The 24,184-nt window shown below is 76.5% G+C and carries 23 protein-coding genes; 10 read left to right on the top strand and 13 right to left on the bottom strand.

Going from position 1 to position 24,184, the window contains the following annotated elements:
• The first annotated feature begins 47 nt into the window (after positions 1 to 47).
• Positions 48 to 563 carry a DUF2505 domain-containing protein gene (locus FMM08_RS02550; protein WP_187279487.1) on the top strand — a complete coding sequence of 172 codons (516 nt, stop codon included), beginning with the start codon at positions 48 to 50 and terminating at the stop codon, positions 561 to 563.
• Positions 564 to 630: 67 nt separating this feature from the next.
• Here FMM08_RS02550 and FMM08_RS02545 read toward each other — a convergent pair whose 3' ends face one another.
• From FMM08_RS02545 to FMM08_RS02535, 3 genes are read right to left on the bottom strand one after another with little or no spacing between them, the layout of a single operon-like run.
• A complete protein-coding gene (locus FMM08_RS02545) occupies positions 631 to 1,209 on the bottom strand; it encodes a DUF6912 family protein (RefSeq protein ID WP_222710311.1) in 579 nt (192 codons plus the stop codon).
• Positions 1,206 to 2,702: a CpaE/TadZ family protein gene (locus FMM08_RS23920; RefSeq protein WP_187279486.1), complete on the bottom strand. Its 1,497-nt coding sequence runs from the start codon at positions 2,700 to 2,702 to the stop codon at positions 1,206 to 1,208. Before FMM08_RS23920 ends, FMM08_RS02545 begins: the two co-directional genes overlap by 4 nt.
• Positions 2,703 to 3,431 (bottom strand): SAF domain-containing protein, encoded by a 729-nt coding sequence (locus tag FMM08_RS02535; RefSeq protein ID WP_147924708.1) that lies wholly within the window; start codon positions 3,429 to 3,431, stop codon positions 2,703 to 2,705.
• A gap of 238 nt (positions 3,432 to 3,669) precedes the next feature.
• On the opposite strand from FMM08_RS02535, the gene FMM08_RS02530 reads away from it, so the two are divergent.
• Entirely contained in the window at positions 3,670 to 3,921 is a 252-nt protein-coding gene (locus tag FMM08_RS02530; RefSeq protein WP_147924707.1) for a helix-turn-helix domain-containing protein, read from the top strand.
• A 17-nt stretch (positions 3,922 to 3,938) separates the two neighbouring features.
• Here FMM08_RS02530 and FMM08_RS02525 read toward each other — a convergent pair whose 3' ends face one another.
• Complete coding sequence (locus tag FMM08_RS02525; RefSeq protein WP_147924706.1) at positions 3,939 to 4,493, bottom strand: hypothetical protein; 555 nt, start codon at positions 4,491 to 4,493, stop codon at positions 3,939 to 3,941.
• A gap of 162 nt (positions 4,494 to 4,655) precedes the next feature.
• Between FMM08_RS02525 and FMM08_RS23270 the strand changes: the two genes are divergently transcribed.
• Positions 4,656 to 5,513, top strand: coding sequence for a LysM peptidoglycan-binding domain-containing protein (locus tag FMM08_RS23270; protein WP_222710310.1), 858 nt, complete (start codon positions 4,656 to 4,658; stop codon positions 5,511 to 5,513).
• Positions 5,510 to 6,076, top strand: a complete 567-nt coding sequence (locus FMM08_RS02515) for an Rv3235 family protein (protein ID WP_147924705.1) — start codon at positions 5,510 to 5,512, stop codon at positions 6,074 to 6,076. Before FMM08_RS23270 ends, FMM08_RS02515 begins: the two co-directional genes overlap by 4 nt.
• Positions 6,077 to 6,145: 69 nt before the next feature.
• Here the strand turns inward: FMM08_RS02515 and secA are convergent, their stop codons facing one another.
• Entirely contained in the window at positions 6,146 to 8,845 is a 2,700-nt protein-coding gene (gene secA, locus FMM08_RS02510) for a preprotein translocase subunit SecA (RefSeq protein ID WP_147924896.1), read from the bottom strand.
• A gap of 123 nt (positions 8,846 to 8,968) precedes the next feature.
• Between secA and FMM08_RS02505 the strand changes: the two genes are divergently transcribed.
• A complete protein-coding gene (locus FMM08_RS02505) occupies positions 8,969 to 10,204 on the top strand; it encodes a GNAT family N-acetyltransferase (protein WP_147924704.1) in 1,236 nt (411 codons plus the stop codon).
• A 53-nt stretch (positions 10,205 to 10,257) separates the two neighbouring features.
• On the top strand, positions 10,258 to 10,656 hold the full coding sequence (locus FMM08_RS02500) for a hypothetical protein (RefSeq protein WP_147924703.1): 399 nt from the start codon (positions 10,258 to 10,260) through the stop codon (positions 10,654 to 10,656).
• 54 nt (positions 10,657 to 10,710) lie between these two features.
• On the opposite strand, the gene FMM08_RS02495 is transcribed toward FMM08_RS02500, so the two are convergent.
• The 8 genes from FMM08_RS02495 to mtrA form a co-directional block, all read right to left on the bottom strand.
• Positions 10,711 to 11,067 (bottom strand): hypothetical protein, encoded by a 357-nt coding sequence (locus tag FMM08_RS02495; protein WP_147924702.1) that lies wholly within the window; start codon positions 11,065 to 11,067, stop codon positions 10,711 to 10,713.
• A 29-nt stretch (positions 11,068 to 11,096) separates the two neighbouring features.
• Complete coding sequence (locus FMM08_RS02490) at positions 11,097 to 12,359, bottom strand: winged helix-turn-helix domain-containing protein (RefSeq protein WP_222710309.1); 1,263 nt, start codon at positions 12,357 to 12,359, stop codon at positions 11,097 to 11,099.
• Between the two features lie 45 nt (positions 12,360 to 12,404).
• Positions 12,405 to 13,166, bottom strand: a complete 762-nt coding sequence (locus FMM08_RS02485) for a response regulator (protein WP_255471958.1) — start codon at positions 13,164 to 13,166, stop codon at positions 12,405 to 12,407.
• 237 nt (positions 13,167 to 13,403) lie between these two features.
• The gene (gene hpf, locus FMM08_RS02480) at positions 13,404 to 14,201 is read right to left on the bottom strand and encodes a ribosome hibernation-promoting factor, HPF/YfiA family (RefSeq protein WP_147924701.1); all 798 of its coding nucleotides are present in this window, start codon (positions 14,199 to 14,201) and stop codon (positions 13,404 to 13,406) included.
• A 274-nt stretch (positions 14,202 to 14,475) separates the two neighbouring features.
• On the bottom strand, positions 14,476 to 15,411 hold the full coding sequence (locus tag FMM08_RS02475) for a ComF family protein (RefSeq protein ID WP_222710307.1): 936 nt from the start codon (positions 15,409 to 15,411) through the stop codon (positions 14,476 to 14,478).
• 124 nt (positions 15,412 to 15,535) lie between these two features.
• Entirely contained in the window at positions 15,536 to 17,386 is a 1,851-nt protein-coding gene (locus tag FMM08_RS02470) for an LpqB family beta-propeller domain-containing protein (protein WP_147924700.1), read from the bottom strand.
• Entirely contained in the window at positions 17,379 to 19,073 is a 1,695-nt protein-coding gene (locus tag FMM08_RS02465) for an ATP-binding protein (protein ID WP_147924699.1), read from the bottom strand. Before FMM08_RS02465 ends, FMM08_RS02470 begins: the two co-directional genes overlap by 8 nt.
• A 32-nt stretch (positions 19,074 to 19,105) precedes the next feature.
• The gene (gene mtrA / locus FMM08_RS02460) at positions 19,106 to 19,783 is read right to left on the bottom strand and encodes an MtrAB system response regulator MtrA (RefSeq protein WP_147924698.1); all 678 of its coding nucleotides are present in this window, start codon (positions 19,781 to 19,783) and stop codon (positions 19,106 to 19,108) included.
• A gap of 102 nt (positions 19,784 to 19,885) precedes the next feature.
• Between mtrA and FMM08_RS22805 the strand changes: the two genes are divergently transcribed.
• The 4 genes from FMM08_RS22805 to FMM08_RS02445 are packed head-to-tail and all read left to right on the top strand — an operon-like array spanning position 19,886 to position 24,178.
• Positions 19,886 to 20,998 (top strand): glycerophosphoryl diester phosphodiesterase membrane domain-containing protein, encoded by a 1,113-nt coding sequence (locus FMM08_RS22805; protein WP_187279485.1) that lies wholly within the window; start codon positions 19,886 to 19,888, stop codon positions 20,996 to 20,998.
• Positions 20,995 to 21,660: a DUF4129 domain-containing protein gene (locus FMM08_RS02455; protein WP_187279484.1), complete on the top strand. Its 666-nt coding sequence runs from the start codon at positions 20,995 to 20,997 to the stop codon at positions 21,658 to 21,660. The genes FMM08_RS22805 and FMM08_RS02455 overlap by 4 nt, the downstream gene beginning before the upstream one ends.
• Positions 21,657 to 23,132, top strand: a complete 1,476-nt coding sequence (locus FMM08_RS02450) for a DUF4350 domain-containing protein (protein ID WP_147924696.1) — start codon at positions 21,657 to 21,659, stop codon at positions 23,130 to 23,132. The genes FMM08_RS02455 and FMM08_RS02450 overlap by 4 nt, the downstream gene beginning before the upstream one ends.
• Positions 23,129 to 24,178, top strand: a complete 1,050-nt coding sequence (locus tag FMM08_RS02445; protein WP_147924695.1) for an AAA family ATPase — start codon at positions 23,129 to 23,131, stop codon at positions 24,176 to 24,178. The genes FMM08_RS02450 and FMM08_RS02445 overlap by 4 nt, the downstream gene beginning before the upstream one ends.
• Positions 24,179 to 24,184 lie beyond the last annotated feature (6 nt).

Genomic DNA, 24,184 nt, shown 5'->3' with positions numbered 1-24,184 from the left:
GGGTGCTCAGGGCGGGCGGTCCGCGGCACCGGGCCTACGGTGGGGCCGTGCGCCTCGACGTCCTGCTCCGCTACCCCGGCGACCCGCAGCGGGTGGCGCAGCTCCTGGCGGACCCCGCCGTGCTGGACCGGCTGCTGACCGCCAGCGACGCGCTGTCGCACGAGGTGGACGTCCAGGGCGGACCCGAGGGACGCTTCGTGGTGACCATCGAGCGCGTGCTGCCCACCGACGAGCTGCCCGAGATGGCCCGCCGCTTCGTGGGCGCCTCGATGCGGCTGCGCCAGGTCGACACGTGGGAGGCCCCGGCCGCTGACGGCTCGCGCACCGGCACGACGGAGCTGCAGGTGCCGGGTGCGCCCGTGACCGCGACGGCCACGACGGGGCTGCGGCCGGTGCGCACGGGGGTGGTGCCCGGCCGCGGGGTGCACACGGAGCACTCCGTGAGCGGCACGCTGACAGCGGCGGTCCCGCTGCTGGGCGGCAAGATCGAGCGGGCGGCCGAGGAGCCGGTCGTGCGCGCCCTGCGCGACCAGGAGCGCGAGATCGGCCAGCTGCTGGCCTGAGCCGACCGGCCGACCGGCCGATCTGCCGACCGGTTGATCTGCCGACCGGCCCGGCTGACCCGGTGGGTCAGCCGAGCTCGTCGGCCAGCGCCTCCAGCTCGGTGGCGTCGTACCAGAGCAGGTCGTGCCCCTGCGCGCCGTCGACCGCGAAGGCGGCGTCGTCGTCGCCGGCGTCAGCGGCAGGCAGCGCCGCGGCCGCGGCGGACACGTCGGCGACGGCCTCCGCCTCGTCGACGTGCGCGCTGACGACGGCGGACACCTGCAGCGGCTGCGCCAGCTCCACGCGGGAGAGGGCCTCGGCGGGGTCGCCGTCACCGACCGGCCGGGGCGAGACCACGCTGCCGGGGACGTCAGCGGCGAGGACCAGCCGGCGGGCGACCACCCGGCCCGGCGCTCCACCGCCACCCCCGTCGGCCCGGGCCGGACCGTCAGCGAGGAGGCGCAGCGAGGAGTCGGCGGCGTCGAGCATCGCCGCGAGCTCGAGCTCCTCGGCGTCGCCCTCGGTGTAGTGCTCCCGCAGTGCGGGCGTGACGGCGTGCACCGGCGCGTCGGCGGGCAGGCGCCCGCTGCGCAGGCACTCGGCGAGCTGGTCCGGCCGCAGGGCGGCGTAGACGCGCTCGGGAGGGCTGCCGAGGGAGGGGCTCACCCGCGCATCCTGGCCCACCCGCGGCGCCGGGTGCGCGCAGGGGCCGCGCCACCGCCGGTCCGGGTGCCAGTGCTCCCCTCCTCGCGGCAGGCGCCCACCAGCTGGGCGGCGAGCGCCGCGAGCGCGGCGCGGGCGGGTGACCCGGGGGCGGACTCGCGCAGCGTGCGGCCGGTGAGCAGGGCGGTGTCGCAGGCGGCGCGGTCGTCGGGGACGAGCACGGCGTCGCGCACCCCGGCGTACCGGGCCAGCGCCTCCTGGACGCGGGCGGCGGGTCCGTGCCCGACGGCCGCGGAGCGGACCTTGGTGACCACGGTGCGGCGCCGCTCGACGACGTCCGGCTGGGCCTCGGCGAGGTCGCCGAGGGCACGGACGAGCCGCTGCAGTCCCACGGGGTCGGCCTGGCCCACCACGAGCACCTCGTCGGCGGCCGCCAGCGCGGTGGTGGTCGCCGCGTTGCGGCGGGGAGCGGCGGTGTCGAGGACCAGCTCCTCGTCCTGCTCGAGCGGTGCGGCGCAGTCGACCACGGTCCAGGGGGCAGCTGAGCGGCAGGTGGACCACAGCTCCTCGAGGGCGGCGGCTCCCAGCTCGTGCCAGCGCTCAGCGCGCGGCAGCCCGGTGAGCACCGACACCCGCGGAAGGGCCTCGGGTGCGAGCTGCAGCAGCCGTCCCGGGGTGAGGGTGCCGGCCGCGGCGGCGCGGCAGGCGGCGGCGACGCCGGCCGTCTCGTCCAGCAGGCCGAGCACCTGGGCGGTGCTGGCGGCCCAGGTGTCGGCGTCCACCAGGAGCACCCGCTCGCCCAGCGCCGCCAGCTCCGCGGCCAGCGAGACCGCGACGGTCGTACGGCCCGGGGCTCCGGGGGCGCCCCAGACGGCGACGAGGCGCCCGGGCCGCTCCGGCAGCGGCACCTCGGCCAGCTCGTCGTCGTCCTCGGCCGCGCCGAGGGAGGACGCGCCGGCCGCGCCCGCGGAGTCGGGGCGCACCCGCTCGGCGGTGGGGACCGGCGCGGGGGCGGGTACGGGGGCGGCGCCGGACCCGGCCGGAGGAGCGTCCCGGGTGCTGGTCGAGGCGGAGGGCGCAGGGCCGCCCGGGGCGGCGCGGCCCACGAGGAGGCGGGCGACAGCGGCGGTGACCGCTGCAGCCACCTCCTCGCCGGAGGCACCGGCAGCGACGTGCCGGCCCACGCCGAGCGCCACCAGGCGGGCGGCTGCAGCCCCCTCGCCCGTGGCGGGCAGGACCCCGACCACGGCCGTGCCCTGCGCCTCGAGGCGGGCCAGCGCCTCGCGGTCGAGCCGGTGCAGGTCCGCGGAGACCAGCGCGGCGCGGCCGTGGCCGGCGGCGCTGGCGGAGAGGAGCTCGCCGAGGTCCGCGCAGCGGCGGACCACCGAGACACCGGGGGTGCGGCCCAGGGCCGCGACGAGCTGCGCCTCCTCGGGCCCGGGCACAGCGGTGAGCAGCGGCAGCGGCGACGGGCCGCGGCGCGGGACGGCGGACACTCAGCGGCCCGCCGGGGACGAGCCGGGCACGAGCACCAGCGAGACCGTCGCCTCGGCCGCGAGGGCCTGCAGCGCCTGCTGCAGCTGGGCGGGCGGCAGGTCCACCTGCACCAGACCGCCGCGACCGGTGGCGAAGGACCCCCCGTCGGTGACGACCTCGTGCACCACCGCGCTCGTGGCGAGCTGGTGGGGTCCGCTGGCGCCCTGCGCACCAGCACCGGTGGTGGTGGAGGTGCCGGCTGCGGTGACCGGGCTGGCGCCGAGCCGCGCGGGGGCGGGCGTCACCCAGACGTCCACGAGCGCCCCGGCGACCAGGCCGGAGGGCAGCGGACCGGTGACCGGCAGGCCCACGGGGCGGGTGGCGAGAGCGGAGGCGCTGCCGACCGCGCTGCGCGGCAGCAGGTCACCGGAGGTGACCTCCCGCAGGGCGACGGCGCCCTGCGGAGCCCGCTCGTCCGCCGGGAGGTAGCCGCCGGTGCCACCCTCGAGGTGGACGCGGACCGCGCGCAGGTCGGCGGCGGTGATCTCCTGGCCCGGCACCAGGGTGCTGGCCGCCACCCACACCGGCACCGTGCTGTCCGCCGCGGAGACCACCCTGGCGCCGGCCAGCACCGAGGCCAGCACGAGCAGCAGGCCGACGACGAGGCGCGGGTCGCGCCACGACGGAGCGCGAAGGCGGGCCGCAGGCGGCGAGGCCGGGGTGAGCGCTGTCGGGCGGGTGGCGGCCATGGCGGCTCCTGGCGGGGGAAGAGACGGGAGGGACGTCACGGAGCGTGGCAGCCGGCTGGTCGCGGATCCGAGGACGTGCACGCCGGATCGCTCCGTCCGGGTGGCGACCGCCCCCGACCGGATGATCTCGCCTGCGTCTCTCCGGAGGGAGACGCCACAGCCGGCAGCGCCTGGTCACTGCGGGTGATCACCCGGGGACCGAGGCCGCGGGAAGCTCCTGGCGTGGGACCATCCGGAGGTGGCCGCGCGCTTCATGACCCTCGCCGACGTGGCCGACACCCTCCAGGTGTCGGCGGCGCAGGCGTACGCGCTGGTGCGCAGCGGCGAGCTGCCCGCCATCAAGGTGGGCGGCCGCGGCCAGTGGCGCGTGGAGATCTCGGTCCTGGAGGACTACATCCAGGGCAAGTACGCCGAGACGCGCGCCCTCGTGGCCTCGCAGTCGGACCTCGGCGACGTCGAGGCGCTGCACGAGGACGCGCTGCGCAGTTGACGCGCGCCTGCCGCCCGTCAGGTCGCTGAGCGCCGCAGGCAGGCCAGGGCCGGCAGCGGCACCGTGACGACGCCGCGCACGGCACCCGCGCGCCTCGCCTCGTCCACGGCGTGACGGGCCAGGTCGAGGTGGTCCGCCCCCACCCTGTCCACCGTGCCGGTCAGCACACCGCTCCCTTCGGCGCGCAGCCAGATCCGCACGGCTGACCGGTCTCGCGCCACGCCGCGCAGGGCCGCAGCCAGCCCGAGCCGACCCTCGACGGCGCCCGCGGGGGCCGCGAGCGACCTCGTCAGCCCCTCGGCGAGCACCACGGCCGGCAGCGCGACGAGGGCCTCCCCCGCTACCTCCTCGACGAGCAGCCAGTCGGGGCCCGCCGCCCGCAGCGCGCCGTCGACGCGCTCGCCGCCGGCCAGCCGCAGCGCCACGCGCTGCCCCAGGGCAGCGCGCAGCCTGTCCCGCAGCTCCACGCCGGCGACCTCGGCGCGCACGCGCTCGGCGTGCATGGCCGCGACGTCGTCGTCGGCGGCGACGAGCTGGGCCTCCAGGTCGGCGAACAGAGCGTCCCAGCGCATGAGCCCACGGTAGGGGCGCTGCTCCTCGCGGTGGACGCCGTCCACAGGGAGCCCTCCGTTCCACGATCGGCCGCCAGCGCTCGTGCATGATCCGCACATGGCACCGAACAACAGCAAACTGCATCAAACGAAGGCAAGCGCATGAGGGCGACACCCAGGCCGATGGCGACGCTGCTGACGTCAGGGTCCGTCGCACTGCTCGGCGCCACGGGCGGACTCCTGGCCGTCGAGGCCCTGCGCGACCTCGACCACGTCCCAGCCGACCTGGACTCCGCCGTCGCCGCCCTGGCGGGACTGGCACTGGGCACGGTGCTCCTCGTGTGGTGCGCCGGGTCGGCGGCCGCCGTGGGCGCCGTGCTGCTCGGCACCACCGGGAGGACCGGGGCCGCCCTGCGCGCCGTCGCCGACGCCACCACCCCGCTGCTGCTTCGGCGCCTGATCGCCGCGGCCGTGGGAGCCGCGGTGCTCGGCGGGGTCAGCGCTCCCGCCTTCGCCGGCAGCCGCCCCGCTCCTGCCGCGGCGGCGAGCGCCAGCGGGCTCAGCTGGCCCTCGACGAGCCGCACGTCGAGCGAGCCGGCCACCACCCCGAGCAGCAGTCCGACCACCACGTCCGCCCCGGCACCCGCCACCTCGACGACGGCTCCCGCGACCAGCGCTCCGGCCGCTCGTCCGGGCACGGGTCCCCGTGCTGCCGAGGCCTCGAACCCACAGACCCCGAGCTCACAGACCCCGAGCTCACAGACCCCGAGCTCACAGACCTCGACCGCACAGACCTCGACCGCACAGACCTCGACCGCACCGCCCAGGACGAGCCAGGTCCCGGCCACGGGCCGCACGACCACCGAGGTGGTGGTCCGCAGCGGCGACACCCTGTGGTCCATCGCCGCCCGCAACCTGCCCGCCGGCAGCACCCGCGCAGCCGTGGCCGCCGCGTGGCCCCGCTGGTACGCCGCCAACCGCGCCGTCATCGGCTCCGACCCCGACCACCTGCGTCCCGGCCAGCGGCTGGTGGCGCCGTGAGCACCTCCAGCGCAGCGACACCCCTCACCGACGACCTCGCAGTGCCCGCGGCACCGCTGCCCGCGCTGCGCGTCGTCCCTGCACCGCGGTCGGAGCCGAAGGCGCTCGGGGCTCCCGTCGAGCGCCGTCGTCCCCCGGTCATCGCCCTGCAGGGGGTGCTGCCGCTGGTGCTGGACGGGCGGCTCCCGCGCGGCGTCGACCCGGCGGTCGCCCCCCGCCCGACGGCGTCCTCCTCCCTGCCCGACCCGGAGCCCCTGTGCGCCGGGCTGGTGGTCGCCGCCGTCGAGGTCCTCGCTGGGACCCGACCCGCCGCGCAGCTGCTGCGCTGGCTCACCGCTGACGTCTACGCCGGTCTGCAGCAGCGAGCAGCGCTGGCGCAGCGGGTCCGTGGACGTCGCCGGCACACGCGGGCCGTGGTCCGCAGGGTCCTCGTCAGCTGCCCGCGCGACGACGTCGTCGAGGCGGCGGTCGTGGTGCGCGACGGTGAGCGCGTGCGCGCAGCCGCACTGCGCCTGGAGGGCGTGGACGGTCGCTGGCGCGTCACCGCCCTCCAGATCGGCTGACCGACGGTGCAGCAGCCGGTCCGGAGGGCGGGCGTGGCGCGAGGAGCGGGGAGGCCGCTGCCTCCCGGCTCAGGCCTTCTTGCGGGCGCGCCGCTCGCGGCGGCTACCGCCCTCGGCGGTGGGTCCGCCGGTGACCTCGACGTCGCCGTCAGCGGACGGCGCCGTGTACTGCAGCTGCTGCGGAGCCCCGCCGCCCTCGAGGCCGGGAGCCACGAGGGCCGGAGCCTGCTCGCCGGCCACCGCTGCCTCGTCGTCGCGGACCGGCTCCGCCGGGACCTGCACCTCGAGGTTGAAGACGTACCCGACCGACTCCTCCTTGATGCCCTCGAGCATCGCCTGGAAGAGCAGGAAGCCCTCGCGCTGGTACTCGACCAGCGGGTCGCGCTGGGCCATCGCGCGCAGCGAGATGCCCTCCTGCAGGTAGTCCATCTCGTAGAGGTGCTCGCGCCACTTCCGGTCGAGCACGCTGAGGACCACCCGGCGCTCCAGCTCGCGGACGACGGCCGGCCCCAGGGTGCGCTCGCGCTCGAGGAACTGCTGCTCGGCGTCGGAGACCAGCTCCTCCAGGAGCATCTGCTGCGTCACCGCTGAGCGGCCCCCGGCCTCCTGCTCGACGTCGGCGACGGTGATGGACACCGGGTACAGGGTCTTGAGGGCCTGCCAGAGCTGGTCGAGGTCCCAGTCCTCGGCGAAGCCGTCCGACGTCGCCGAGGTGACGTAGCCGGTGACCACGTCGCGGACGAAGTGGCCCACCTGCTCGTGGAGGTCCTCGCCCTCGAGCACGCGGCGGCGCTCGGCGTAGATGACCTCGCGCTGGCGGTTGAGGACGTCGTCGTACTTGAGGACGTTCTTGCGGATCTCGAAGTTGCGGGACTCCACCTGGCTCTGCGCGCTCTGGATGGCGCGGCTGACGAGCTTCGACTCCAGCGGCACGTCGTCGGGGATGCCGGCGCGGGTCAGCATGGACTCCGCCAGCCCCGAGTTGAACAGGCGCATGAGGTCGTCGGCCATGGACAGGTAGAAGCGGGACTCGCCCGGGTCGCCCTGGCGGCCGGAGCGGCCGCGGAGCTGGTTGTCGATGCGGCGCGACTCGTGCCGCTCCGTGCCGAGCACGTACAGGCCGCCCAGCTCGGTGACCTTCGCGGCGTCGGCGGCCACGGCGTCCTTCGCGCGCTGCAGCGCCTCGGGCCAGGCGGCGTCGTAGGCCTCGGCGTCCTCGACGGGGTCGAGACCGCGCTCGGACAGCTCCGCCACGGCGAGGAACTCGGCGTTGCCGCCGAGCATGATGTCGGTGCCGCGGCCGGCCATGTTGGTGGCCACGGTGACGGCGCCGGCCCGACCGGCCATCGCCACGATGGCCGCCTCCCGCGCGTGCTGCTTGGCGTTGAGCACCTCGTGGGGGATGCCCTTCTTCACCAGCTGCTGGGAGAGGTACTCGCTCTTGGCCACGCTCGTGGTGCCCACCAGCACCGGCTGCCCGGTCCCGTGGCGCTCGGCGATGTCCTCGACCACGGCGTCGAACTTCGCCACCTCGGTCTTGTAGACGAGGTCGGGCTGGTCGGTGCGGGCCACCGGCTTGTTGGTGGGGATCGGCACCACGCCGAGCTTGTAGGTGCCGTGGAACTCGGCGGCCTCGGTGGTGGCCGTGCCGGTCATCCCCGACAGCTTGTCGTAGAGGCGGAAGTAGTTCTGCAGCGTGATCGTGGCGAGGGTCTGGTTCTCGGCCTTGACCTCGACGCCCTCCTTGGCCTCGATCGCCTGGTGCATGCCCTCGTTGTAGCGGCGCCCGGCGAGGATGCGGCCGGTGTGCTCGTCCACGATGAGCACCTCGCCGTCGGCGACGACGTAGTCCTTGTCGCGCTTGAAGAGCTCCTTGGCCTTCACCGCGTTGTTGATGTAGCCGACGTAGGGCGTGTTCACCGAGTCGTAGAGGTTCTCGATGCCGAGCTGGTCCTCGACCTTCTCGATGCCCGGCTCGAGGATGCCGACGGTGCGCTTCTTCTCGTCGACCTCGTAGTCGACCTCGCGCTCCAGCCGGCGCACGATCCGCGCGAACTCGGCGAACCACTTCGAGGCGTCGCCCTGCGACGGGCCGGAGATGATCAGCGGGGTGCGGGCCTCGTCGATGAGGATGGAGTCGACCTCGTCGACGATGCAGAAGTGGTGGCCGCGCTGCACGAGGTCGCCGGCGTTCCACGCCATGTTGTCGCGCAGGTAGTCGAACCCGAACTGGGTGTTGGTGCCGTAGGTGATGTCGGCGCCGTACTGCTGGCGGCGCTCCGCCGGGGCCATGCCGTCCAGCACGCAGCCGCTGGTCAGGCCCAGGTGGCGGTAGACGCGGCCCATGAGGTCGCTCTGGTAGCTGGCGAGGAAGTCGTTGACGGTGATGACGTGCGTGCCTCTGCCGGGGATCGCGTTGAGGTAGGCGGCGAAGACACCGGTGAGGGTCTTGCCCTCACCGGTCTTCATCTCGGCGATGTTCCCCTGGTGGAGGGCCGCGCCGCCCATGAGCTGCACGTCGTACGGGCGCTGGCCCAGCACGCGGCGGGCGCCCTCGCGGACCACCGCGAACGCCTCGGGGAGCAGGTCGTCGAGGGTCTCGCCGTCCTTGTAGCGGGCGCGGAACCTGTCGGTCTCCTCGGCCAGCTCGGCGTCGGACAGGGGGGTGAAGTCGTCCTCGAGGGCGTTCACCTGCTTCACGAGCCCCTGCAGGCGGCGCAGCGTCCGACCCTCGCCGGCGCGCAGCACCTTCTCCAGCAGACCAGGCACGGTCACTCCCCGCTTCCTTCTTCTCCACTCGCACAGCACCCGAAAGGGTCTTGCCATCGTAGGCGCGGGCCGCTGCGCGCAGGCCCACTTGCCCAGGAGGCGCCCAGGGCACACTGTGCCGCGATGGTCCGCGACGATCCTGAGGAGCCGGAGCCTGCGGGGCCTCGGCTGCGGGAGCGCGGGGTGCTCGTGCGCCGCGCCTGCCCCGCGGACGCCGCCGCCGTCGCGGCCCTCCTGGACGACCGCGACGTGGCCCGCTGGCTGCCCGACCTGGGCGCGGCGGGGGGCGCGCCGAGTGCGTCGGCCGCCCTGGGGGTCCCTGGGATCCGCCCCTCCGGCCCGTCCCACCGCCTCGTGGTGGAGGTCGCCGGTGAGTTCGCGGGCCTCGTGCTCCTCGCCGAGGACGGCGAGGGCGGCGGCTGGCTCACCTGCGCCGCTCCGCCGGCGGCGCGCGGCCGCGGCACCACGGCCGGCGCGGTCCGGCTGGTGCTGACCTGGGCGTTCGTGGAGCTGGGCCTGCAGGCCGTGCGCTGGTGCGTGGAGGCCGGTGCGTGGCCGGCGAGGCGCCTGGCCTGGGCCTGCGGCAGCGGGGTCGACGGCACGGTGCGCTGCCTGCTGCCCGTGCGCGGGGACCTGCGTGACGCGTGGGTGGGCACCTGGCGCTGGGACTCCTCCCTGCAGCGCGCCGAGCGCTGGCTCTCACCGGTGGAGCTCGCGGGTGGAGGCGTCCGGCTGGGCCCGCACGTCGCCGGGGACGTGCAGCGGGTGGCGGAGGCGTGCTCGGCGGCGTCCACCCAGGCGTGGCTGCCGTCGCTGCCCGCCCCGTACACGGTGCTCGACGCCGCCAGCTGGATCGCGGGCCGCGAGGAGGAGCAGGCCCGCGGCGCCGGGGTGTTCTGGGCCGTCCGTGCGGACCGGGAGGGGTCGGCAGCCGCCGCCGGTCCCCCGCTCCCAGCAGACGACCGGGACGGGGGCGACGACGATGACGGCCAGCCGGTCGCGGAACCGCTCGTCGCGGAGGTCGGGCTCTTCACCCTCGGAGACGGCGTGCGCACCGGAGAGGTCGGCTACTGGTGCCATCCGGGCGCCCGAGGACGGGGCATCACCACCGCCGCGGTGCGCCTGGTGGTGCAGTACGCCCTGGCGCCGGTCGAGTGCGGAGGGTTGGGGCTCGAGCGCGTGGTCATGCGCGTCGCCAGCCGCAACGCCGCCAGCCGGCGGGTGGCGGTCAGGGCCGGCTTCCGCGAGGTGGGGGTCGACCGGGCTGCGGAGCGGCTGCGGGACGGGACTGTGGACGACTTCGTCCGCTACGACCTCCTCGCGGGAGAGGAGCAGCACGTGCTCCGGGTGCAGGCATGAGGACGCTGCCGGCTCCGGAGGTGCGGCGGACGTCCGGGTTCCACACTGGCCCGATGACCGACGTGAACAGCACGACCGCCCCGACGAGCGGCCCCGCTCCCACCGCCGCCCCCGGCGACCCGTCACTGCGACGGGTGCACGTGGTGGTGGACCTGCAGGCGCCGGCCGACGGTGCCACGGGAGGCCTCGACGCGGTGGCTGATGCCGTCGCCGCCAAGCTGCCGTGGTCGCGGCTGCCGGCGATGACGGACAGCGCCTCGCGGGACGCCGCCGTGGTCGCCGCGGAGGACAGCGGCGCCCTCGAGGTGGTCCTCCTGCTGGAGGCGAGCACGGAGGAGGACGCTGAGGAGGAGGCGCTCGCCGTGGTGCGCGAGGCCCTCGAGGGTGCGGGGCTGGACCACGAGTCGGCCAGGCCCAGCCAGGTCGTGGTCAGGGACGCCTACCTGCCCTGAGACCACCGTCTGCTCCGCCGCTCGAGGCGCCCGGTGCGGTGCCCAGCCGCAGTCTCAGTCGCGGTGGAGGAGGTCGGCGAGGTCGGGCAGGAGCGGGGTGGACCTGCGGTGGTAGACCCGCCCGCTCGGGGAGGGCCAGGTGAAGCTGCCCGGGGTGGGCTGGTGCAGGTCCCAGTCCCCGTGGGTCTTGGCGGTGTGCCAGCGCTGGCAGGTGCACCCCAGGTCGTCGGTCTCGATGAGCCCTCCGCGCAGCCGGGTGGGGGTGGCAGGTCCCCAGGCGCCCTCCTCGGCGTAGGCCTCGGCGCGCTGGGTGGGCGGGTCAGCGTCATCACCGACCGCCCGCACCGGGGGCGCGCTGGAGGTCATGTCCCAGACGCCAGAGGTCACCACCGACAGCCCGGTGGACCCCATCGCCGCACGTCAGAAGCGTGATCGCAGCCTCACGGAACGTGAGAGCGGACCGCCTCGCGGAGGTCGGCGGCGAGGTCTCCGCGCGGCTGCACCTCCACGTCGCCGAGGCCGAGCCAGCTGGCCATCGAGGCCAGCTCCGCGGCCAGCTCGGCCGGGGTCTCGGGCGGCGCCCACGGCTCTCGGTGGGAGGCGAGCACCACGAGCACGCCGCGGGCGCGGTCGGCCTTGAGGTCGACCCGGCCGACCACCGCGTCACCGAGGAGGAAGGGCAGCACGTAGTAGCCGTGCACGCGCTGCTCGGCAGGCGTGTAGACCTCCAGCCTCACCCGCACCCCGAAGACCTCCTCGGTGCGCGGGCGGAAGAAGACCAGGGAGTCGAACGGCGAGAGCAGCGCCCGCGCCGCCACGCGCCGCGGGCGCGGGGCACCGACCCACCGGTACGCGGGTCTCGTCCAGCCGGCCACCTCGACCGGAACGAGGGTCCCGGCCTCCACCAGCTCGGCCACAGCACGGCGGCTCGCCCCGGGCTTGAGGCGGAAGTAGTCGCGCAGGGCGGGCTCGTCGGCCACCCCCAGCGCCCGCGCTGACACCTCGACGAGCCCGCGGACGGCCTCGCCCTCGTCCGGGTCCGGGGCGGCGGCGACCTCGGGCGGCAGGACGCGCTCGGTGAGGTCGTAGCGGCGCTCGAAGGACGCCGTGCGCCCGGCAGCCGTCAGCTCGCCCGTGAAGAAGAGGTGCTCGCAGGCGCGCTTGACGGCGCTCCAGTTCCAGCCCCAGTGGTCGCGGGCACGCGGTGCGTCGTGGGCGAGGGCCGCCTCGAGCTCGCGGGCCGTCATCGGGCCGCCGGCGGCCACCTCCGCGCGCACCGCGTCGACGACACCGGGGTGCTCGGTGACGACGCTCCGCACGCTGCCCCAGGCGTCGGAGGCCGCCCGCGCCATCCGCCACCGCAGCAGGTGGTGGGTGGCCAGCGGCACGTAGCTGGCCTCGTGCGCCCAGTACTCGACGAGCCGGCGCGGTCGCTCCTCCGCCGCGCGGCGCAGCAGGTCGAGGTCGTACGGGCCGAGCCGGCTGAACAGCGGCAGGGTGTGGCTGCGGGCCAGCACCTGGATGCTGTCGATCTGCAGGAGGCCCACGGCGTCGACGACGCGCTGCAGGTGGCGTGCCGTCGGCGGCCCCGCGGGCCGGGGCGCGGCCAGCCCCTGCGAAGCGATGGCGGTGCGTCGGGCCTGAGCGGCCGTCCACCGCTCCGCGGGAGCCGGGAGGAGGTCAGCAGCCCTGCGCGCCGTCACACCGGTCACCCTGCCAGCGGCCACCGACAGGCCACGCGACCGGTGTCAGCTGAACTCGATCATGCCTTCCTTGACGGCGTACATGACCGCCTCCATCCGCGAGTGCAGCTGCAGCTTCTCGAGGATGTTGCGGACGTGGTTCTTCACGGTGTTCTCGCTGATGAAGAGCTCAGCGGCGATGTCCCGGTTGCCCATGCCCCGGGCCACGAGCCCCAGCACCTGCACCTCCCGGTCGGTGAGGCGCGGCACCGGCATCGACGGACGGGCCTCGCTGGCGCGCGAGAGCGCAGCGAACTCCGACAGCAGCGCCCCCGCCATGGACGGGCTGATCAGCGACTGGCCGCCCATCACGGCGCGCAGCCCGTCGGCGATGTCCTCGCCGGGCACGTCCTTGAGGAGGTAGCCGTTGGCGCCCGCGCGGACCGCCTCGAAGAGGTCGGCCTCCTCGTCGCTCATCGTCAGCATGATGATCTTCGTGGAGGGTGCGACGGCCTTGATGGCGGAGCACGCCTCCGTGCCGGAGCGGCGCGGCATGCGCAGGTCCATCAGCACGATGTCCGGCAGGAGCGCTCGCGCCTTGGTGATCGCCTCGAGCCCGTCACCGGCCTCGCCGACGATGTCGATGTCGTCCTCGGTGTCGAGGACCATCTCCAGGCCGCGCCGGTACAGCGCGTGGTCGTCGGCCATGAGCACGCGGATGGTGTCGCCGAGCACGTAGGTGGACCGCACGTCGATCGCGTCCCCCGTCGCGCCGCCTGCGACCTCGGCGCTCTTGCCAGACCCCGTCACCCGTCGTCCCCCGCTCACGCCCGCTGCCGTCGGTGCCCAGCCGTCGGGCTCGCCGGCGACTGGTCCCAGATCGCGCGCTCCTCGCGCGTCGCACGGACCACAGCATCGTGCCAGCCGTAGCCTCCAGACCCGGGCGACTCGCCGACATCCGGGGCCGAACTGGCGGAAATCCGTCCGGAACGGGCGTACCGGACGGCTGCGGCGCCGGGCCGAGGCCGGGGCGGGCGCCTCAGCGGGCGCCCGCCCCGACCGGGCTCACCCGGCGCTCGCTCCGGCGGCCACGGGCTCGCGGCGGTCTGCGGAAGCGCTGCCCGCACCGTTCTGCGCGGCGGCTCCCAGCGCCGCGGACTCGGCGGAGGTCGTCCCGTCGTCAGCGGTCTCCCCCTCGCCGGCCAGCCTCAGCACGCCGTAGCTCCAGCCGCGGCGGCGGTAGACGACGCTCGGACGCCCGCTCTCGGCGTCGACGAACAGGTAGAAGTCGTGCCCGACGAGCTCCATCTGCTCCAGCGCGGCCTCGAGCGTCATGGGCGTGGCCGGGTGGACCTTGTCGCGGATGACGACGGGTGACTCCCCCAGCACCCACTCGCCGTCCCCCACCGCCGGCGCCGGGGCGCTGTGCACGTGCTCGCCAGCGGCCGCCAGCTCGTCGGCGTCGTCCTCGACGGGGGGAGCGGCCGGCGCAGGAGCGCCCGCGACCCCCTCCACCGGCTCCGCGCTCCCCCGCGCGTGGTGGCCGGCGTGCCCGCCCTTGTGGACCTTCTTGCGGTCGCTCGCTCGTCGCAGGCGTTCCATGAGCTTCGTGGTGGCCATGTCGAGGGCGGCGTAGGCGTCGCCGGCGCACGCCTCGGCGCGCACCACCGGTCCTGCGCCGCGCAGCGTCAGCTCGATGCGCTCACAGCGCTCGGACTGCCGCTTGTTGGCCTCGTGACTGACGGCGACCTCGATGCGCTGCACCTTGGGCGCGAGCTGCTCGACCTTGGCGAGCTTCTCGTCCAGGTGACGGCGGAACCGTCCGGGCACCTCGGTGTGCCGAGCGGTGACCACGATCTCCACGATGTCTCTCCTCCGATGCTGCAGGGGGACGGATGGCGGTCCGGACCGGGCGCTGGCTCCAGGGGTGAGCCGCGTCAGCCGGCGGGACCGTGGGGCGCGCTGTGCAAGAGCCACGAGCATCAGGTGCTCGGCACGGCGCTCAGGAGGACGGCGACCACCCCCTCGCGCTCGCGACGGAGGCGCCCAGCGCTCGGCTCCACGACGGGGTGGAGGGCGACGGGGCTGCCATGGACCGACGTTAGTCGGACCCTCCAGACCTGACCAGTCCCGGGTGTCAGCCGTCACCCGGCTCGCCGTCGCCACGCCGCTGGGCCGCCGCCAGCACGGCCGCCGCGAGGGGAGGACGGCCCGCGGAGCGCAGGGCCCGGGCCGCCTCGGCGAGGGTCGCCCCGGTGGTGACCACGTCGTCGACGACGACGAAAGCGGGACCCGCCGGCCCCTCCCCGCCCGGGTCCCCGGTGCGGGGAGGCGCGGCGACGGACCAGCGGCCGGGTGGCGCCACGACGAGCGCCCGCTCGAGGTTGCCGGCGCGGCCGGCGGCGTCCAGCCCTGCCTGGTCGCGCAGCCGCCTCGCAAGTCGCAGCACCGGCGCCACCACCACGGGCAGGCCCTGGCGGCGGAGGGTGCGCGCCGCTGACCGGGCGAGGTCGGCGACGACGTCGCGCCCGCGCTGCGCCACGGCCCGCCGGCGCGAGGGGACCGGGACGAGGAGCACGGGCGTCGGACGACCACCGGGACCGCCCGCGTGCCCGGCGAGGTGCCCGGCGAGCAGCTCGGTCTGCTGCAGCGCGGCGAGCACCGAGGCCGCCAGGCCCTGCGCCAGCCAGCGGTCGAGGTCGGCCCGGTCGCGGTCCTTCCACGCCACCACCGCGCGGCGCACCACCCCCTCGTAGGCGGTGGCGGCCCAGGTCGGCGGTGCTCCGCGGACCGTGGTCCCGGCCAGCGCCGCCGGCAGGCCGCTCCCGCGGACCGCCGTGGCGCACGCCCGGCACAGCGGCTCGTCCGGTGCCCCGCAGCCGGCGCACACCGCCGGCCAGACGACTCCGGCCAGAGCCCGCAGCGGACCCGGTGCGCGCCGGTCCCGGCCCGGCGGCCGCAGGAGGTGGACCCGAGCGGGGGTGCCTCCGGACGGCACGGGGGAGGTCGGCGGGGTCGAGGTCGGCAGGGTCGCGATGACCGGGGGTGCGGGCTCCCCCGCGCGCTGCGCCACCCCTCGAGCCTGGCGCGCCCGCCCGCCGGTCACCGCTCCCGTCGTCGTCCCTGTGGACAGCGGGGCGGAGGCCGGCCCTGGCTGTGCACGCCTGTGGACGGACCTGTGGACAGGCCCGCGGGGGTCAGCCGGGGTAGACCGGGTCGAAGGCGGGGGGCAGCGACGCCACCGGCAGCCACCGCGAGCCCTCGCGCGGCCAGATGCGCCCGTCACCGCCCCCGACGATCAGCGACTGCCTCCCGGCGCCGCCGGCGATGGTCACAGCGCCCGCCTCGCGGGGAGGCCCGCCCAGGTAGGTCACGCGCCCCCCGTCGACCAGCCACACGGCCGGTGCGCCGAGCGGCGCCGCGTCGCCCCCGGCCTGGCCCGCCGCCGACTCGGCCTGGGCGCTTCCGGGTGCGACCGCCCCGAGGACGGCCACGGTGGTCGGACCCACCCACACGGCCCCCGCGACCGCGGACAGCCAGGGGGTCGGCGGGTCCTGCGAGGCGGTCAGCGACACCGGCGCACCGCTGGCGGACCTCTCCACGCCCACCACGTCCACCCGGACGGCATCGGGCTGACCCGGCGCCCCGGTGGACGTGACGAGCAGCCGAGCGGTGTCCTCCGCCGCGCGCACCCCCAGCACCGTGCGCCCGGCGAGCCACGGGGCGGTCACCTGCGCCACGGCGTCCTCCCCGGACACCGCGAGCACGACGCCGGTGCAGGCGGCGGGCGTGGTCCACGTCCAGCCGGCGGTGTCGATCGACGGGGGTGTCAGGCCCGCGCCCAGTGGCACCGCGGCGGGCAGCGCCTGGGCGGCCCCGTCGAGGGCTGCGGCGCTCAGCCGCTGCAGCGCCGTGCGGCCGGCGACGAGGACCACGAGGTCGTCGCCCCGGACCGCGGGCGAGGACGCCCCGGGCACGGCGGGCACCCCCTCGAGCGGGACCAGCTGGGAGCCGACGAGCCGGCAGACCCGGTCCTGCGACAGGACCAGGGGCGAGTCCTCGTCGGGGGGCACCGGCAGGGGCAGCGGGGCCATGGGGGTCAGCTCGCCGCCGTCCAGGCTCGTCACCACCTGGGTGATCCCCAGGCCCGAGGCGAGGAGGGTGGCGCTGACCTGCTGCTGCAGCTGGCGCAGCTGGGCGGCGCGCTGCCGCTGGAGCTCACCGGGCAGGTCCACCGCGGCGATCCCCAGCGCGATGCTGACGCTGTTCGACGGGAGGTCGGTGCCGCTGGGGGCGCCGCTGCTGGTGGCCGCCGCCAGCTGCGCCGGTGGTCCGGCCAGCACCTGCTCCACGAGGGTGGTGGCCGTGGCCGGGCGGTCCAGCAGCCAGCGCGGGTCGGGGACGAGGGCGTCGCCGTCGGGGCGCGCGACGAACATCACCGGTCGCTGGGTGAAGGTCTGCTGGAAGCGGGCCTCGTCCAGCACCAGCAGGTCGGGGGCGTCGTCGATGCGCCACTGCCCCTCCTCCGGCCTCAGCGTCACGAGGAAATCGCGCCGCTGGCCCACCGGTGAGGGCCGGTAGAGGCCTGTCGGGTCGACCTGGGCCAGCTCCGGTGCCCCGACGGCCACCACCGCCACCTGCCCGGCGGCCTCCGGCTGCTGCTGCCCCTCCGACGCCGACACCGACGGCGACGCCGCCGACGCAGGCTGCTGCTGCTGCACGACCGTGAGGGTCCCCACCGGCAGCACGACGGTGAGCGCCGTGGGCCTCCAGCTGGCGCGGCGCGTGGAGCTGAGGAAGGCGCGCGCCGCCTGGAACTCCTCGTCCACACCGACCCCGGCCAGGAGGAACCCCCGCACGACCTCCTCGGGGGTGGCTCCCGGCACCGGACCCACCGGGTCGACGCGGTAGCCGGGCTCGGGGTCCGCCTGGACCACCCGGCCCTGGCGGACCGGTCCCGTCACCGGGATCCGCGCGCACCCCGCGGCGGCGGCCCCCAGCGCGCCCGTCAGGGCGAGCAGGACCGCACGGCGCCCCGGGTCACGCACGGGGCGCCGCCGTGATCTGCAGCATCGGGCGCAGCGGCAGCGGCGACCCGGCGCCCAGCTGCGCCTCGCGGGTGCGCGGCAGCGTCAGGAGGAACGTCGCGCCCTCCCCGGGCCGGCCGGTGACCTCCAGGCGCCCGCGGTGCAGGAGGGCGTCCTCCTTGGAGATCGCCAGCCCGAGGCCGGTGCCCCCCGTGGTGCGCGCGCGGGCCGGGTCGGCGCGCCAGAACCTGTCGAAGACGCGTGCGGCGTCGGTGGGTGTCAGGCCGACGCCGTGGTCGCGGACCCGCACCGCGACGGCGACGTCGTCCGCGGCGACGTCGACCTCCACCGGCCGGCCCTCGCCGTGCTCGACGGCGTTGACCACGAGGTTGCGCAGCACCCGCTCGACCCGGCGGCGGTCCACCTCGGCGGTGCAGGTCCCCGGCGCGCCGGCGTCCGTACCGCCGTCGTCCCGAGGGTCCGCGCCGAGACCGCGCGGGACCGGGTGGACCGTCACCCGCAGCGCGCTGCCGGTGCGCTCGGCCAGCGGCAGCGCCCCTTCCACCGCCCGGTGCGCCAGCGCTCCGACGTCCACGCGCTCGAGGTCGAGGTTGGCGGCGCCGGCGTCGTACCTGCTGATCTCCAGCAGGTCGGCCAGCAGGTCCTCGAACCTGTCCAGCTGGGTGTACAGCAGCTCCGCGGAGCGGGCCACCGCGGGCGGGAAGTCCTCGCGGGCGTCGTGGAGCACCTCCCCGGCCATGCGGATGGTGGTCAGCGGGGTGCGCAGCTCGTGGGAGACGTCGGAGACGAAGCGCTGCTGCAGCGTGCCCAGCTGCTCCAGCTCGGTGATCTGCTGCTCCAGGCTCGCCGCCATCGTGTTGAACGACGCCGCGAGGCGGGCGAGGTCGTCCTCGCCCTTGACCTCCATCCGGTCGCCCAGGTGCCCGTCGCCCATCCGCGACGCGACGGCCGCGGCCGCGCGGACCGGCTCGACCACCTGGTGGACGACGACGGCGGTGACCACCCCCACGAGCAGCACCAGCACGGAGGCCCCCACCAGCAGCGTGCGCTGCACGGCGTCGAGGGTGGCCTGCTCCCGCGAGAGGTCGAAGAGGAAGTACAGCTCGTAGTCGCCGGCGATCGGCACCGTGACCATCGACCCGACGGCCAGCCACGGGCGCTCCCGACCCCCGACGTCCACGCTGATGGACTGGTACTGCTGGGTCTTGCCCCCCTTGCGCACCGCGGCGCGCAGCTCCTCGGGCACGGTGAGGGGGCCGTTGGAGGCGCTGAAGAGCGCGGTGCCGATGGACGTCTGCGGCCGGCCGCCCGGGGGCTGCAGGAGCAGCACCGTGCGGTCGCGGTCGAGGCCGACCCCCTCCAGCTGTCCCAGCAGGGTCTGCGTCTGCAGCTGGACCTCGTAGGAGTTCTGGGCGGTGAACTGGTCGAACCGCGTCTGCGCGTCCTGCGCGCCGCGCAGCGCCTCCGTGAGGGCCTGGTCGCGGCGGCTGTCGAAGAGCTGGTCGCTGATGCGCCCCGCGAGGTAGGCGCCCGCGAGCGCCACCGCCAGGAGGGTCAGCAGGGTGGTGGTGGCGACGACGCGCAGCTGCAGGGAGCGCCGCCAGCGCCTCCGCGGGCCGGGTCCCGACAGCAGCGCCTGCCACCGCGCGCGCCACCGCCCGGGCGCCTCGGGGGTGGGGCGCAGCACCGGCAGGGCGCCCGGCTGGTGACCGGCTCCGGTCAGGGCGGGCCGGCCTTGTAGCCGACGCCGCGCACCGTCAGCACCACCTCGGGGTGCTCGGGGTCGGTCTCGACCTTGGAGCGCAGCCGTTGCACGTGGACGTTGACCAGGCGGGTGTCGGCGGCGTGGCGGTAGCCCCACACCTGCTCGAGGAGCACCTCGCGGCTGAAGACCTGCCAGGGGCGGCGCGCGAGCGCCAGCAGCAGGTCGAACTCCAGCGGGGTGAGGTTGACGGGCTCGTCACCCCGGTGAACGGCGTGACCGGCGACGTCGATGGTCACCGGCCCGATCCGCAGCACCTCCTGCTCGGGGGTGTCGTTGCGGCGCAGGCGGGCGCGCACGCGCGCCACGAGCTCCTTGGGCTTGAACGGCTTGGGCACGTAGTCGTCGGCGCCGGACTCCAGCCCCGCCACCACGTCGATGCTGTCCGTGCGGGCGGTGAGCATGACGATGGGGACGCCGGACTCGGCGCGGATGCGGCGGCAGACCTCGATGCCGTCGATGCCCGGCAGCATGAGGTCCAGCAGCACGAGGTCGGGCCGGGCCTCGCGGAACGCCGTGACGGCGCCGCTGCCGGTGGCGCAGAAGGAGACCTCGAGCCCCTCCGCGCCGAGCACGATGCCGATCATCTCGGCGAGCGCGGTGTCGTCATCGACGACGAGGACCCGTCCCTTCACCCCCACAGTCTGCCTGACCGGCGCTGGGAGTTCCCCGAGCACCGCAGCGCTCGGGTGAGCGCTGCGCCCGGTGGACGGCCGGGGGGTGCCACGATGGGAGGCATGAGCGAGCCGCCGAGCTGGACCGCGCCCGGCACCGGAGGGCAGCAGCCCGTCCCGCCCCAGGGAGCACCTCAGAAGGCACCGCAGCCACCCAGCCCCGGTGGCTGGGGGCAGCCGGCGGGGGCCCCGGGCGGCTCCTGGGCGCCGGCCGCGCCCCGGCCGGGCATCATCCCGCTGCGGCCGCTGTCCCTCGGGGAGCTGTGGGACGGCGCCTTCCGCGCGGTGCGCTCCAACCCGAAGCCTCTGCTGGGCTTCTCGGCCGTCGTCGTCGTCATCATCACGGCGGCCTCGATGGTGCTCTCGGGGATCCTCCAGGGGCGGGTGCTCTCCCTCGAGCAGGACCCGACGGCGTCGCCCGAGCAGGTCCTCAGCGCCTTCGGCGCGGACGCCCCGGGGCTCGTCGGCGGCTACGTGCTCACCACCGTGCTGAGCCTGGTGGCCACGGCGGTGCTCACGGGCGTGGTCACGGTCTCCGTCAGCACCGCGGTGCTGGGGCGCCGCACCCCGGGAGCGGAGCTGTGGCGCCGGGTGCGCGAGCGGCTCTGGGCGCTGGTCGGCCTGTCGGTGCTCATCTCGGTGGTCCCCGGGATCGCCGTGGCGGCCCTGCTGGTGCCCGGGCTCGTCCTGACGGTGGGTGGAGCCGTCGGCGGCAGCGGTGGCTCGGTGGCCGGCGGTGTCGCGCTCCTGCTGCTCGGCGGCCTGGTGGCGGTGGCCCTCGGCCTCTGGCTCGCCACCCGGCTGCTGCTGGCGCCGGCGGCCCTCATCCTCGAGGGGCAGGGCGTCGGCGGGGCGGTCAAGCGAGCGTGGGCGCTGTCGCGCCGCGGCTTCTGGAGGCTGCTGGGCATCTGGCTGCTGACGGCGGTGTGCATCGCCGTGGTCTCGGGCGTCGTCGGTGCCCCCTTCTCGATCGTCGGGGGGCTGGCGGGCATGGCCGTCGGCATCGGCAGCCCGCTCTACCTGCCCGTGACGCTGGGCATCACCGGCATCGGGACCGCGCTGGTCTCCACCGTCGTGTACCCGCTGCAGTCGGCGGTGACGGCGCTGCTCTACGTCGACCAGCGCATGCGCCAGGAGGGCCTCGACGTGGAGCTCGCCCGCTCCGCGGCCCAGTGACGCTGCTCGCCGGCGCCCCGCTGGCGCCGGGCGCTGACGAGGCGCGCCGCGCGGCGGAGCGCGAGCTGGCGAAGCAGGTCTACCGGGACGCCGAGCCCGGCCTGCTCCAGCGCGCGTGGGACGCCGTGCTCGACGCCCTCTCCCGGATCCAGGGGCCCTCCGGCGGCGGGGTGCTGCAGGTGGTGGTGGTCGTGCTGCTCGTGCTGGCCGTGGTCGTGGTGGTCGCCCTGCTCGTGCGCCGCACCGGCGCCGCCGCCCGCCGGGCCCCCGCCGCGCAGGAGGCGGGGCTGACCGGACCGGTGGACGCCGAGGCGCTGCGGCGCGAGGCCGCGCGGGCCGCTCGCGAGGAGCGCTGGGACGACGCCGTGGTGGTGGGCTTCCGGGCGCTGGTGCGCGGCCTCCAGGAGCGCGACCTCGTGGGCGCCGCCCCCGGGCTCACCGCCGCCGAGGCCGCCCGCGAGGCCGGACGCGCCCTGCCCGACCTCGCGCCGCGGCTGCGCGCCGTGGCGGACCTCTTCGACGGCGTCCTCTACGGCGGCCGGCGCGCCACCCGCGAGGACGCCGGCTCCGTCGCGTCCCTGGACCGCACCGCCACCACCACGCGCCCGGCGCGCCCCGCGCCGACGGTCACCCGGCCGACCGCCCAGGGCGCTGGCCTGTGACGACGACGCAGCCGGCGGCGGCTGCGCCCGGGGCTGTGACGACCACCGCCCGCGCGTCCGGCCGCGCGTCCGGCCCGGGCCGCCGACGACTGCTCGTGGCGCTGCTCGTCGTCCTGCTCGTGGGCCTGCCGGTGCTCGGCGGCGTCCTCAGCACCCGCTCGAGCGGACGCGACCTCGACCCCGACAACCCCGCGCCCGGCGGAGCGCGGGCGCTGGCCGCGCTCCTGGAGCAGGGCGGGGTGCCGGTGCAGCGCGTCGGCACCGCCGCCGCGGCCTCGCAGGCCCTGGGGGACGACGACGGAGGAGCCACGCTGGTGGTCACCGACCCCCAGGTGCTGGACCCCGCCAAGCTCACGGACCTGGTGGGGCGCTCCCGCGCGGTGCTGCTCCTGGGGGCGTCGCCCTCGGCGCTGGAGGCCACCGGCTCGGGGCTGCGCCTGGTCGGGGACGCCGCCGGCAGCACCCAGACCACGCAGACCACCCAGACGACCTGGACGGGAGTGCGGAGCGAGGCGCTCGCGGCACCGGCGGGGTCGCAGGACGCCCCGCCCGACGACGACCCGGTCCCCGCGCGCTGCGGCGACGGCGACGCCTCGGCCGCGGGCACCGTGGCCAGCGAGGCCGACACCGCCCGCGCCGACGCCTACGACGCCCGCCGCGAGCGGCTCGAGGCGGTCAGCGGCTCTGGCAGCGGCTCCGGCGGTCCAGGGGCGCAGACCTGCTTCGACGGCCTCTACGGCGTCGGCGCGACCGCCGGCGGCTCCCCGGTGCGGGTGCTCACCCAGCCGGCGCTGGTGTCGAACGAGCTGCTGGACGACGCCGGCGACGCCGCCCTCGGGCTGCGGGCCGCGGGGTCGCAGCCGCGGGTGGTGTGGCTGGTGGCCTCCTTCCTCGACGCCGCGCCGGACGCGCCGCCCTCCCCGGCCCAGCTGGTGCCGGGGTGGGTGCTGCCCCTGGTGGTGCAGCTGGTGCTCGCGGCGGTGGCCGCGGTGGTGTGGCGGGCCCGGCGCTTCGGGGCGCTCGTGCTCGAACCGCTGCCCGTGGTGGTGAGGTCGGTGGAGACCGCCCGCGGCCGCGCCGCCCTGTACCGCGCCTCGCGAGACCCGGCGGGCGCCGGGAGCGCCCTGCGGGCGGGGCTGCGCTGGCGGCTGCAGCAGCGCCTGGGGCTCCCCGCGGGGACCGCGGCGGACGTGCTCGCGGTCGGCACCGCCCACGACCTGCGCACCACGGGCTCGAGCGCTGCGGCCGGCCGGTGGACCGCACCGGCGGTGGAGCGGCTCCTGGCCGGCCCGCCGCCCGCCGACGACGCCCAGCTCGCCGCGCTGCTGCGCGACGTCGACGACCTCGAGGCGGCGCTCGCCCCGGCAGCCAGCGCGCGGACCCCCCGGCCGGCGCGCCCCGCCCAGGCGACCCAGGCCGACCAGACCCCCCAGACCCCCCAGCCGTCGAAGACCCCGGAGGACCTCCCGTGACCGACTCCCCCGTCGAGCCGTCGGGCGACCCCGCGGTCCCTGCGACCGAGCCGACCCAGCAGCCCGCGCCGCAGGCCCCGGGCGCGCAGGCGGCGGACCAGCGCGCCCGGGCGGCGCTGGCAGCCGTCCGCGCCGAGGTGGGCAAGGCCGTGGTGGGCCAGGAGGGCGTGGTGACCGGCGTCGTCGTCGCCCTGCTCTGCGGCGGCCACGTGCTGCTGGAGGGCGTGCCGGGCACCGCGAAGACGCTGCTGGTGAGGGCGCTCTCGGCGTCGCTGTCGATGGGCAGCAAGCGGGTCCAGTTCACCCCCGACCTCATGCCCGGCGACGTGACGGGGTCGCTCGTCTACGAGTCGCACACCGGGGGGTTCGTCTTCCGCCCGGGTCCGGTGTTCACGCAGCTGCTGCTCGCCGACGAGATCAACCGCACCCCTCCCAAGACGCAGGCGTCGCTGCTGGAGGCCATGGAGGAGCGGCAGGTCACGGTGGACGGCGCGGCGCACCGCCTGCCGGAGCCGTTCATGGTGGCCGCCACGCAGAACCCCGTGGAGCAGGAGGGCACCTACCCGCTGCCGGAGGCGCAGCTCGACAGGTTCCTGCTCAAGCTGGTGGTGCCGCTGCCCCCGCGCGACGCGGAGGTGGAGGTGCTGGCGCGCCACGCCGCCGGCTTCGACCCGCGGGACCTGTCAGCCGCGGGCGTCCGGGCCGTCGCCGGCCCTGAGGACCTGGCCGCCGCGCGCGCGGCGGTCGCCCGCGTGCACGTGGCGCCCGAGGTGGTCGAGTACGTCGTCGACGTGGCCCGCGCCACCCGGACCGCACCGTCGCTGCGGCTGGGCGCCTCCCCCCGCGGAGCGACGGCGCTGCTGGCGGCCGCGCGGGCGTGGGCGTGGCTGACCGGGCGCGACTACGTGGTGCCCGACGACGTCAAGGCGTTCAGCCTGCCCGTGCTGCGCCACCGCGTGCAGCTGCGCCCGGAGGCGGAGCTCGACGGCGCCAGCGTCGACGCGGTGCTCGAGAGCGTGCTGGCCGGCGTGCCGGTCCCCCGTTGACCATCC

The sequence above is a fragment of the Quadrisphaera setariae genome (assembly GCF_008041935.1).
GTDB lineage: Bacteria > Actinomycetota > Actinomycetes > Actinomycetales > Quadrisphaeraceae > Quadrisphaera > Quadrisphaera setariae.
Note: the sequence above shows the minus strand (reverse complement) of the source record. Positions and strands in the feature narration are given on the sequence as shown.

Excerpts from the sequence above, each read along its gene's own strand:
- FMM08_RS23270 (WP_222710310.1), top strand. The coding sequence starts at position 4,656 with ATGGCGACGCTGCTGACGTCAGGGTCCGTCGCACTGCTCGGCGCCACG.
- FMM08_RS02535 (WP_147924708.1), bottom strand. The coding sequence starts at position 3,431 with ATGGCCGCCACCCGCCCGACAGCGCTCACCCCGGCCTCGCCGCCTGCG.
- FMM08_RS02505 (WP_147924704.1), top strand. The coding sequence starts at position 8,969 with ATGGTCCGCGACGATCCTGAGGAGCCGGAGCCTGCGGGGCCTCGGCTG.
- FMM08_RS02500 (WP_147924703.1), top strand. The coding sequence starts at position 10,258 with ATGACCGACGTGAACAGCACGACCGCCCCGACGAGCGGCCCCGCTCCC.
- FMM08_RS02495 (WP_147924702.1), bottom strand. The coding sequence starts at position 11,067 with ATGGGGTCCACCGGGCTGTCGGTGGTGACCTCTGGCGTCTGGGACATG.
- FMM08_RS02525 (WP_147924706.1), bottom strand. The coding sequence starts at position 4,493 with ATGCGCTGGGACGCTCTGTTCGCCGACCTGGAGGCCCAGCTCGTCGCC.
- FMM08_RS22805 (WP_187279485.1), top strand. The coding sequence starts at position 19,886 with ATGAGCGAGCCGCCGAGCTGGACCGCGCCCGGCACCGGAGGGCAGCAG.